Below are 10,882 nucleotides of genomic sequence, written 5' to 3'. Positions count from 1 at the left end.
GGGGGGGGGGGGGGGGGGGGGGGCCGCTGCGCGGGGCGTCTCCCCGCCCCGCCCTTTCTCCGTTTCCCGGGGCGGGCCCCGGACCCCGTACGTGCGCTCCGCGCCCGTGCGCTCAAACTCCCCCAGCTACCGCTGGGAGGTGCCCCCTGCGCGGGCTGTGCACAGCCCCGCGCACCGGTGCCCGTACCCCGGGAGGGCTAGGTGGCATACCAACCAGTCGGTAAGGTGCCGCCATGACGATCGAACCGCACGCCGCGCGACGGACCTGGCACGCCGCCGTCAACCCCCTCCACGCGACCAGCTACTTCTCCCCCGAGATCTTCGAGGAGCTCGGCGCGCTCGGAGTCACCCACCGCGTGGCGGTCAACCTCGCCAGCCGCTCCGCGGCCATGGGCGCCGTCGGCCCCGGCGTGGTCACCGCGACGTTCTACAACTACCGCCACGACCTCGTCACCCGGCACCTCCCCGCCGTCTGGGACACCACCACCCCCGAGCAGGTCCTCGCCGCCCGCCTGCGCGCCGCCGACCGCACCCTGCGCCGGCTCCTCGGCCCCGAGACCATCGCCTCGGCCGAGCTCGCCGAAGCCGCCGAACTCGCCCTGCGCGCCACCGAGGCCTGCACCCGGCACGGCCGGACCCTGTACGCCGCCCACGCCGACCTCCCCGTCCCCGAGGAGCCCCACCTGCGGCTCTGGCACGCCACCACCCTCCTGCGCGAGCACCGCGGCGACGGGCACCTCGCCGCGCTCCTCCTCACCGGCCTCGACCCGCTGGAGGCGCTCGTCAGCCACACCGCCACCGGCCGCGGCATGACCGCGAAGTGGGTCAAGAGCATCCGCGGCTGGGAGCAGTCCGACCTCGACGCCGCCGCCGACCGGCTCCGCGACCGCGGGGTCCTCGACGCCGCCGGGGACCTCACCGAGGAGGGCCGCGCCCTGCGCGAACGGCTGGAGACCGAGACCGACCGCCTGGACGCCGCCCCGTACGAGCACCTCGGTGCGGAAGGCGTCGCCCGGCTCCACGCGCTCGGCGGCGCCGTCGTCCAGCAGGCCATCGCCGCCGGGGCCTTCCCGCCCGACCTCTTCGGAAAGGGCTGAGGGGCTCCCCGCCGCCGTCACCGGCACCTGCCACAATTGGCAGCCTTCCACGCACACGCACGAAGGCACGAAGGCAGGCGGGACGGCAGTGACGACGATGTCCATCGAAGGCAGGATCGCCGAGGAGCTCGGCGTACGGGAACGGCAGGTCAAGGCCGCCGTCGAGCTGCTCGACGGCGGCTCCACCGTGCCGTTCATCGCGCGCTACCGCAAGGAAGCGACCGAGATGCTCGACGACGCCCAGCTGCGCACCCTGGAGGAGCGGCTGCGCTACCTGCGCGAGCTGGAGGACCGCCGCGCCGCGATCCTCGACTCCGTACGGGAGCAGGGCAAGCTCGACGCCGAGCTGGAGGCCCGGATCAACGCGGCCGACACCAAGGCCCGGCTGGAGGACATCTACCTCCCCTTCAAGCCCAAGCGCCGCACCAAGGCCCAGATCGCCCGCGAGGCCGGCCTGGAGCCCCTCGCCGAGGGGCTGCTGGCCGACCCCTCCGTCGAACCGGCCGCCGCCGCGGCCGCGTTCGTCGACGCGGACAAGGGCGTCGCCGACCCGGCGGCCGCCCTGGAGGGCGCCCGCGCCATCCTCACCGAGAGGTTCGCCGAGGACGCCGACCTGATCGGCGAGCTCCGCGAGCGCATGTGGGGCCGCGGCCGGCTCGCCGCGAAGGTCCGCGAGGGCAAGGAGGAGGCGGGGGCGAAGTTCTCCGACTACTTCGACTTCGCCGAGCCCTTCACCGCCCTCCCCTCCCACCGCGTCCTCGCCATGCTGCGCGGCGAGAAGGAGGAGGTGCTCAGCCTGGACCTGGAGCCCGAGGAGCCCTCGGAGACCCCCGGTCCCTCCACCTACGAGGGGCGGATCGCCCGCCGCTTCGGCATCGCCGACCGGGCCCGGCCCGGCGACAAGTGGCTGGCCGACACCGTCCGCTGGGCCTGGCGCACCAAGATCCAGGTGCACCTCGGCATCGACCTGCGGACCCGGCTGCGCGCCGCCGCCGAGGACGAGGCGGTACGGGTCTTCGCGGCCAACCTCCGCGACCTGCTGCTCGCCGCCCCCGCCGGCACCCGCGCCACCCTCGGGCTCGACCCCGGCTTCCGCACCGGCGTGAAGGTCGCCGTCGTCGACGCCACCGGCAAGGTCGTCGCCACGGACGTGATCCACCCGCACGTTCCCGCCAACAAGTGGGACCAGTCGCTGGCCACCCTCGCCCGCCTGGCGAAGGAGCACGGCGTCGAGCTGGTCGCCATCGGCAACGGCACGGCCTCCCGCGAGACCGACAAGCTGGCCGGGGACCTCATCACCCGCCACCCCGAGCTCGGGCTCACCAAGGTGATGGTCTCCGAGGCCGGTGCCTCCGTGTACTCGGCCTCCGCCTTCGCCTCGCAGGAACTGCCCGGCATGGACGTGTCGCTGCGCGGCGCCGTCTCCATCGCCCGCCGCCTCCAGGACCCGCTCGCCGAACTCGTCAAGATCGACCCGAAGTCCATCGGCGTCGGCCAGTACCAGCACGACCTGTCCGAGGTGAAGCTCTCCCGCTCCCTCGACGCGGTCGTCGAGGACTGCGTCAACGGCGTGGGCGTGGACGTCAACACCGCCTCCGCGCCGCTGCTGTCGCGGGTCTCGGGCATCAGCGGCACGCTCGCCGAGAACATCGTGTCCCACCGCGACGCCAACGGCCCCTTCCGCAGCCGCAAGGGCCTCAAGGACGTGGCCCGCCTCGGCCCCAAGGCGTACGAGCAGTGCGCGGGCTTCCTGCGCATCCGCGGCGGCGACGACCCGCTCGACTCCTCCGCGGTGCACCCCGAGGCCTACCCGGTGGTGCGGGCCATGGGCAAGAGCTCGGGCGGCGAGGTCGCCGCGCTGATCGGCAACACCTCCGTCCTGCGCTCCCTGCGCCCGGACGAGTTCGTCACCGAGGCCTTCGGCCTGCCCACCGTCACCGACATCCTGCGCGAGCTGGAGAAGCCGGGCCGCGACCCGCGCCCCGCCTTCAAGACGGCCAGCTTCAAGGAGGGCGTGGAGAAGATCGGCGACCTCGCCCCGGGCATGGTCCTGGAGGGTGTCGTCACCAACGTGGCCGCCTTCGGCGCCTTCATCGACATCGGCGTCCACCAGGACGGCCTGGCCCACGTCTCCGCCCTGTCGAACACCTTCGTCAAGGACCCGCGCGACGTGGTCAAGCCGGGCGACATCGTCAAGGTCAAGGTCATGGACGTGGACATCCCGCGCAAGCGGATCTCGCTCACGCTGCGGCTGGAGGACGAGGCCGGGGCGGAGCGCGGAGCGGGCGCCCCGCGCCAGCGCGACGAGCGCCGCGGCGGGGGCCGTCCCCCGCAGCAGCGCGGCCAGGGCCAGGGCCAGGCGGCTCAGGGCCAGGGCGGCCAGGGCCGGGGCGAGGGCCAGGGACGCGGCCAGGGCCAGCGCGGCGGCGGTCAGCGGCAGGGTGGCCAGGGCGGCGCGGGCCAGCGCCAGGGCGGCCAGGGCGGTGGCGGAGGCCAGCGTTCCGGCGCCCCGGCCCCCGCCAACAGCGCCATGGCCGACGCCCTGCGCCGCGCCGGTCTCACCGGCGGCCGGGAGGACCGCCGCAAGCGGTAGCGGCACGTCGGGCACGGTCGGCAGACCTGGCCGGATAAGGCCCCCGGGAAGGGGCCGTCCTTGCCAACCCCCGTACGTGATCTGTAGGCATGGTGGAACGCCCGTTCGTCTCGCGCGGACGGGCGTTCCGCGTTTCCCACCTCCGGGACCGCACTCCCGAGGCCGCCTCAAGGCACAGGACGTCATGCCGCCGAAGCCCACCCACGCCTACCGACGCTGCCCGAGAAAGGGTCCCCAGAGGGAACACATGCCCTACCGGAACCTCAGCCTGCGCAGACGCTGCGAGATGATTCTCGGTCACCTGGATCTGACGCACCCGTTCTCCCTGGACACCCTGTGCGCCCGCATAGCCGAGCGGCGCGGCCGTCCGATCCGGCTCCACCCGCTGCCCCGCGAGGCCGCCGAATCCGGGGTCTGCGGACTGTGGGTGGGCACCGAGACCGTGGACTACGTCTTCTACGAGGCCCACACCACCCCCCTGCACCGCGAGCACATCGTGCTCCACGAGCTGGGCCACATCCTCTTCGGCCACCACTCCCTGGAGGGCGAGGAGACCGACGGCGCGGCCCCCGTGGTGCTGGGCCGCACCAACTACACCACCCGCCAGGAGCAGGAGGCGGAGATGCTCGCCAGCATGATCCGCATCCACCCCCCGGGTGCCGCGCACTCCCGGCCCGCCCCCGGCCCCCGGGGCGCCCTCGCCCGGCTGGAGTCCGCCATGGGCTATGAGCGGGGCCACCGTGACGGCGGCTGAACTCTCCGCCTTCGGGGACGGCCTGGCGGTCCCCGGGGTGGTCTGCCTGTGGGTCGCCGTCCTGCTGCGCGCCCCCGGCGCCCTGCGCTCCCCGCAGCAGCGGGGGCTGTGGCTCGCCGTCGCCACCGCCGCCGGCGCGATGACCCTGAACCTGCCCGACGTCGTCGCGTACGCCATGGCCCGTGACGCCTCGTACGCGCACACCATCGGCCTCGTCCGCAACCTCATCGGCGTCCTGTCGGCGGGCGCCGTGCTCTACTTCGTGGCCGCCGCCACCCGGGGGCGCGGGCTCCAGCTCGCCTCCTGGGCCGGCACCCTGCTCTGGCTCGGCGTCCTCGTCGCCCTCGACACCGCCGCGCCCGCCCACGGCACGCACACCATCCCGAACTCCGGGGCCCCCGTGCCCTCCCTGCCGTACTGGCTCGTGCTGATCTCCGCCCACCTGATCGCCAACAGCATCTGCGTGTACGTGTGCTGGCGCTACAGCCGGCGCACCGAGAGCCGCGGACTCGCCGCCGGGCTGCGGCTGTTCGGCCTGGGCACCGCCCTGGCCTGGCTGTTCTGGTTCGCGTACCTGCTCAAGGCCCTGTTCGCCAGCACCTGGGCGATGCCCGTCCTGCCGCTGCTGATGAACCTGCACGGGCTGCTGCGCGCCGCCGCGATCCTGGTGCCCACCCTGTTCACGCTGCGCCACACCCTCGCCGACACCGCCACCGCCTGGCGGCTGTGGCCGCTGTGGCGGGACCTGGTCCAGGCCGTCCCGCACGTGGTCCTCTCCCGCCCCCGCGCCGGACGGGTGCTGGAGCTGCTGTGGCCGCCCGTGCCGCGCAACCTGCTGGTCTACCGCAAGGTCATCGAGACCCGCGACGCCATCCTGATCCTGGGCGAGTACGTGGCCCCCGGCGTCCCCGAACTCGCCCGCGGCCACGTCGTGGACAGCCGGATCCCCGAGCAGCGGCACACGGCGGCCGCGCTCGCCTGCGTACTGAGGGAGGCGCGCCGGGCCAAACTCTCCGGCCTCCCCGGGCACCCGGGGCAGGCACCCGCCCTGGAGCTCCCGGCCGCCATGCAGACCTCGGCGGAGGGCGGCGGCCTGCGGGAGGAGGCCCGATTCCTGGTGCACGTCGCCCAGGCCTACGGCTCGCCCGAGACCTCCGCCTTCGCCCCGGGGCCCGCCACGGCCTGAACCGCCCGCACCGACCGCCACACCGAGGAAGTGAACCCCGCTTGACCACCACCGTTCTGATCACCGGCGCCAGCGCGGGCCTGGGCGCCGCCTTCGCCCGCGGCTTCGCCGCCAAGGGCTGCGCCCTGGTCCTCGTCGCCCGGGACAAGGCCCGCCTGGAGGCCGTCGCCGCCGGACTCGGCCGGGACTTCGGGACCGTCTGCGAGGTCCTGCCCGCCGACCTCCTCGACCCGGCCGGCCGCACGGCCGTCGAGGAGAGGCTCGCCGACACCTCCCGGCCCGTGGACGTCCTCGTCAACAACGCCGGGTTCGGCCTCCCCGCGCCCTACCCGTACAGCCCCGTCGAGGACGAGGAGCGGATGCTCGACCTCCTCGTGAAGGTCCCGCTCCGCCTCACCCACGCCCTGCTGCCGGGGCTCAGGGAACGCCGCCGGGGCGCGGTGCTCAACGTCTCCTCGGTCGCGGGACTGCTGCCCACCGGGACGTACGGGGCGGCGAAGGCCTGGGTCACCGCCTTCAGCGAATCCCTCCGGGTCGACATGGCGCCCTACGGGGTCCGGGTGCTGGCGGTGGTGCCGGGGTTCACCCGCACCGAGTTCCAGGAACGCGCCGGGATGGACGTCAGCTCCCTGCGCGAGGCCGTCTGGCTGGAGCCGGAGGCCGTGGTGGCCAAGGCCCTGCGCGACCTCGCCCTGCGCCGGCCCGTCAGCATCACGGGCCGCCGCTACCAGGCGTACGCCCTCGCGGTGCGCCACCTCCCGCGCGCCTTCGTGGCCGGCCGGATGGCCCGCGAGCGCAGGGCCCCGGCGGACCGGGCGCGGTAGCGGGCCCGGTTTGCGGGCCCCGCCCGCGGGCAGCCGCCGGGTGAGGGGCGGCCGGGGGCGGCAGGAGGAGCGGTCATGGACGAGCAAGGCGGCGCCGGAGGCGTTCCGCTGCACGGTGACGACGCACGGCGGCGGCGCGGGCCGCACACGGCGGGGGACGCCTCCCGCCGGCCGCCCGAGCCGGAGCCCGGCCCCGTCCGGCGCGAGGACACGGACGAGGCCAGCCGCCTCGACCGGGTCCGGCCCCCGGACGAGAAGCGGACCCGCAGGTCAGGCGGGCACGGTTAGCACGACGCCCCGGCCGGTCAGAGTTCGGTGACCCTGCCGTCCGCGACCTGCAGGCGGCGGGTCACATGGACCGCGTCCAGCATGCGGCGGTCGTGGGTGACCAGGAGCAGGGTGCCCTCGTAGGCCTCCAGCGCCGACTCCAGCTGTTCGATCGCAGGCAGGTCCAGGTGGTTCGTCGGCTCGTCCAGGACCAGGAGGTTCACCCCGCGCCCCTGGAGCAGGGCCAGGGCCGCCCGGGTGCGCTCGCCCGGGGAGAGCGTCGCCGCCGGGCGCAGCACGTGCGCCGCCTTCAGGCCGAACTTGGCCAGCAGGGTGCGGACCTCCGCCGGCTCGGTGTCCGGGACGGCCGCGCAGAAGGCCTCCAGCAGCGGCTCCTCGCCGAGGAACAGCCCGCGCGCCTGGTCGACCTCGCCGATCAGCACGCCCGAGCCGAGCGTGGCGGAGCCCGCGTCGGGGACCAGCCGGCCCAGCAGGACCGCGAGGAGCGTGGACTTGCCGGCGCCGTTGGCCCCGGTGATCGCCACCCGGTCCGCCCAGTCGATCTGGAGGGAGGCGGGGCCGAAGGCGAAGTCCCCGCGCTTGACCGCCGCCTCGCGCAGGGTGGCGACGACCGAGCCGGAGCGCGGGGCCGACGCGATCTCCATGCGCAGCTCCCACTCCTTGCGCGGCTCCTCGACCACGTCCAGCCGCTCGATGGCCCGCTGCGTCTGGCGGGCCTTCGCGGCCTGCTTCTCGCTGGACTCGCCGCGCATCGCCCGGCCGATCTTGTCGTTGTCGGAGGACTTGCGGCGGGCGTTGCGCACGCCCTTGTCCATCCAGTTGCGCTGCATCTGGGCGCGGCCTTCGAGGGCGGCCTTCTTGTCGGCGTACTCCTCGAACTCCTCGCGGGCGTGGCTGCGGGCCCGCGCGCGCTCCTCCAGGTAGGACTCGTAGCCGCCGCCGTAGAGGTTGATCTGCTGCTGGGCCAGGTCGAGTTCGAGGACCTTGGTGACGGTGCGGGTCAGGAACTCGCGGTCGTGGCTGATGACGACCGTGCCCGCGCGCAGCCCCGTCACGAACCGCTCCAGCCGCTCCAGGCCGGCGAGGTCCAGGTCGTTGGTGGGCTCGTCGAGGAGGAACACGTCGTAGCGGGAGAGCAGGAGGGAGGCGAGGCCGGCGCGGGCGGCCTGGCCGCCGGACAGGGCCGTCATCGGCAGGTCCAGGCTCACCGCCAGGCCCAGCTCGTCGGCGGTCTCCTGGGCCCGCTCGTCCAGGTCGGCGCCGCCGAGGTTCAGCCAGCGGTCCAGGGTCTCCGCGTACGCGTCGTCGGCGCCGGGGGTGCCGTCCACCAGCCCCTGCGTGGCCTCGTCCAGCGCCGCCTGCGCGGCCGCGACCCCGGTGCGGCGGGCGAGGAACTCGCGCACCGTCTCGCCCTCCCGCCGCTCGGGCTCCTGAGGCAGGTGGCCGACGGCCGCCCCCGGCGGGGAGAGCCGCAGCTCACCGGTCTCGGGGGTGTCCAGCCCGGCGAGCAGCCGCAGCAGGGTCGACTTCCCGGCGCCGTTGACGCCGACGAGGCCGATGACGTCGCCGGGCGCGACGACGAGGTCGAGGCCGGCGAAGAGCGTGCGCTCGCCGTGCGCGGCGGTGAGGTTCTTGGCGACGAGGGTTGCAGTCATGATGCCCCGATCCTATCGGCGCGCCGCCCGGCTACCCGCCGGTCAGGCGCAGCCCGGCCCACAGGGCCGCCACCGCCGCCGCGAGCGCGGCGGGGGTGGCGAGCAGCCCGAGGCGGGTGAAGTCCCCCAGCCGGACCTCCTCACCGTGCGCGTGCAGCATCCGCCGCCACAGCAGGGTGGCCAGCGAGCCCGCGTAGGTGAGGTTGGGGCCGATGTTCACCCCGATCAGCACGGCGAGGACCACGCCCGGACCGCCCGGCGCGGCCAGCGGGAGCAGGGCGAGGACGGCGGGGAGGTTGTTGATCAGGTTGGCGAGCACGGCCGCCACCCCGGCCACGGCCAGCAGCGCCGGCAGCGCGTCCCCGTCGGGCAGCAGCCACTCCAGGCCGTCGCCGAGCCCGTGGTCCACCACGGCCCGTACGACGACGCCCAGGGCGAGGACGAACAGGCAGAACGCCGGCGCGGTGGAGGCCGCCAGCCGGCGCGCGGTGGTCTCCCCGCGCCACAGCGCCCGTACGCCCAGCACCACCGCCCCCGCCAGCGCCGCCCAGGCGGGGCTCGCCCCCGCGAGGGAGGCCACGGCGAAGCCCGCCAGGGTCAGCAGCAGGACGACGAGCGCGAACCGGGGGAGCGGGGCGGGCTCGGCCGCCCCGGGCACGTGCTCGGGCGGCGCCGCCAGATCGGCCCGGAAGAACCGGCGGAACGCCGCGTACTCCACCCCGATCGCGACCGCCCAGGGCAGGGCCATCAGCGCCGCGAACCGGGTGAAGGTCAGTCCGCTCGCGGTGAAGGCCAGCAGGTTCGTCAGGTTGGAGACGGGCAGCAGCAGCGAGGCCGAGTTCGCCAGGTGGGCGGTGGCGAACACGTGCGGGCGGGGCCGGGCGCCCAGCCGGGCGGCCGTCGCCAACACCACCGGGGTCAGCAGCACCACCGTGGCGTCCAGGCTCAGTACGGCCGTCACCGCCGAGGCCACCAGGAACACCCCGCCCAGCAGCCCCGCCGCCCCCCGCCCGGCCGCACGCCGGGCCACGGCGGCGCCCGCGGCCCGGAACAGCCCCTCGTCGGCGCACAGCTGGGCCAGGGCCAGGATCACGGCCAGGAAGCCGACCACGGGCAGCAGCCCGCGCAGCTGCTCCCACGCGTCGGCCGGCGCCACCACCCCGAGGGCGACCAGCAGCCCGGCCGCGGGTACGGCGGCGGCCGCCTCGGGCAGCCCGCGCGGGCGGACCACGGCGAAGGCCAGCACGAGGAGCAGCAGGGCGCAGGACAGGGACTCGGCGAGGACGGTGTTCAGGGCGGCACTCCGGACGGGGCTCACGGGGACCGGCCAAGGATCGCACGGCCCCGATGTCCGGATAGGTGGGATGCCCGTCATTGCGGCCATCGGGAGGGCGTCACACCATGGAGGCATGCCACTGCGAAACGTGCTGGTCGTCCTCTACGACGGGGTCCAGAGCCTGGACGTGACGGGCCCCGTCGAGGTGTTCGACGGCGCCCGCCGCTGCCGCCCGGAAGACGGCGGGTACGCGGTGCGGACGGTCTCCCCCGGGGGCGGCCCGGTCCGGACCGGCAGCGGGCTGACCCTGCTCCCGGACGGGGACCTGGAGGGCGCCCGCCCCGGCCCGGACACCACCCTGCTGGTGCCCGGCGGCCGGTTCACGGGGGACTTCGAGCCGCGGATCACCGACTGGCTGCGCGCGTACGGGGGTCGTGCGGGGCGCCTGGTGTCCGTCTGCACGGGCGGCCTGCTGCTCGCGGAGGCCGGGCTGCTGGACGGGCGGCGGGCGACGACGCACTGGTCGGTGTGCGAGCGGATGGCCCGGGACTACCCGCGGGTGGCGGTGGAACCGGACCCGATCTACGTCCGGGACGGCCCCGTCGCCACCTCGGCCGGGGTCACCGCCGGCATCGACCTCGCGCTGGCGCTGGTGGAGGAGGACCTCGGACGGGACGTGGCGCTGCTGATCGCCCGGCACCTGGTGGTCTTCCTGCGCCGGCCGGGGAACCAGGCGCAGTTCAGCGCGCAGCTCGCGGCGCAGACCGCGCGGCGGGAGCCGTTGCGGGACGTACAGCAGTGGATCACCGAGCACCCGGGCGGCGACCTGAGCGTGGAGGCCCTCGCGGCCCGCGCCGCGCTGTCGCCGCGCCACTTCGCGCGGGCCTTCCAGGCGGAGACGGGGGTGACGCCGGGGCGGTACGTCGAGCGGGTGCGGGTGGAGCACGCGCGGCGGCTGCTGGAGGAGTCGGGGGAGGGGGTGGCGGGCATCTCCCGCGCGTGCGGGTACAGCACCCCCGAGGCCCTGCGCCGGGCCTTCGTCCGGACCCTGGGCCAGCCCCCGTCCGAATACCGCCGCCGCTTCGGGGCTCCGCCGTGACGCTGCGCGGCGCCGCCTCCCCGCCCCGCCCTTCCACCGTTCCACGGGGCTCCGCCCCGGACCCCTTTCCGTGCGCAGCACATTCCAGCCCCGCCGGCGTTTGAGGCGCG

At 75.3% G+C, this 10,882-nt stretch carries 9 protein-coding genes; 7 read left to right on the top strand and 2 right to left on the bottom strand.

The annotated features are described in order from the left end of the window. Positions 1 to 233: 233 nt before the first annotated feature. The 6 genes from AB0O29_RS32160 (at position 234) to AB0O29_RS32135 (ending at position 6,742) form a co-directional block, all read left to right on the top strand. Positions 234 to 1,097: a hypothetical protein gene (locus tag AB0O29_RS32160; protein ID WP_365158798.1), complete on the top strand. Its 864-nt coding sequence runs from the start codon at positions 234 to 236 to the stop codon at positions 1,095 to 1,097. A 97-nt stretch (positions 1,098 to 1,194) separates the two neighbouring features. Continuing rightward, on the top strand, positions 1,195 to 3,690 hold the full coding sequence (locus AB0O29_RS32155; protein ID WP_365158795.1) for a Tex family protein: 2,496 nt from the start codon (positions 1,195 to 1,197) through the stop codon (positions 3,688 to 3,690). Between the two features lie 286 nt (positions 3,691 to 3,976). Beyond that, positions 3,977 to 4,444, top strand: coding sequence for a hypothetical protein (locus tag AB0O29_RS32150; protein ID WP_365158792.1), 468 nt, complete (start codon positions 3,977 to 3,979; stop codon positions 4,442 to 4,444). Then, positions 4,416 to 5,630, top strand: coding sequence for an MAB_1171c family putative transporter (locus tag AB0O29_RS32145; RefSeq protein ID WP_365158790.1), 1,215 nt, complete (start codon positions 4,416 to 4,418; stop codon positions 5,628 to 5,630). The genes AB0O29_RS32150 and AB0O29_RS32145 overlap by 29 nt, the downstream gene beginning before the upstream one ends. Before the next feature lie 41 nt (positions 5,631 to 5,671). Continuing rightward, the gene (locus AB0O29_RS32140) at positions 5,672 to 6,454 is read left to right on the top strand and encodes an SDR family NAD(P)-dependent oxidoreductase (RefSeq protein ID WP_365158789.1); all 783 of its coding nucleotides are present in this window, start codon (positions 5,672 to 5,674) and stop codon (positions 6,452 to 6,454) included. 75 nt (positions 6,455 to 6,529) lie between these two features. Beyond that, positions 6,530 to 6,742 carry a hypothetical protein gene (locus tag AB0O29_RS32135; protein WP_365158786.1) on the top strand — a complete coding sequence of 71 codons (213 nt, stop codon included), beginning with the start codon at positions 6,530 to 6,532 and terminating at the stop codon, positions 6,740 to 6,742. Positions 6,743 to 6,759: 17 nt separating this feature from the next. Here AB0O29_RS32135 and AB0O29_RS32130 read toward each other — a convergent pair whose 3' ends face one another. Then, positions 6,760 to 8,397 (bottom strand): ABC-F family ATP-binding cassette domain-containing protein, encoded by a 1,638-nt coding sequence (locus tag AB0O29_RS32130; RefSeq protein WP_365158783.1) that lies wholly within the window; start codon positions 8,395 to 8,397, stop codon positions 6,760 to 6,762. Positions 8,398 to 8,428: 31 nt separating this feature from the next. Further along, the gene (locus AB0O29_RS32125; RefSeq protein WP_365158780.1) at positions 8,429 to 9,715 is read right to left on the bottom strand and encodes an SLC13 family permease; all 1,287 of its coding nucleotides are present in this window, start codon (positions 9,713 to 9,715) and stop codon (positions 8,429 to 8,431) included. A 91-nt stretch (positions 9,716 to 9,806) separates the two neighbouring features. Between AB0O29_RS32125 and AB0O29_RS32120 the strand changes: the two genes are divergently transcribed. Next, on the top strand, positions 9,807 to 10,772 hold the full coding sequence (locus AB0O29_RS32120; RefSeq protein WP_365158778.1) for a DJ-1/PfpI family protein: 966 nt from the start codon (positions 9,807 to 9,809) through the stop codon (positions 10,770 to 10,772). Positions 10,773 to 10,882 lie beyond the last annotated feature (110 nt).

The sequence above is a fragment of the Streptomyces sp. NPDC089915 genome (genome assembly GCF_040684675.1).
Taxonomy (GTDB): Bacteria; Actinomycetota; Actinomycetes; order Streptomycetales; family Streptomycetaceae; genus Streptomyces.
The sequence above is the reverse complement of the archived record's forward strand: the minus strand, read 5'-3'. Positions and strand labels throughout refer to the sequence as shown.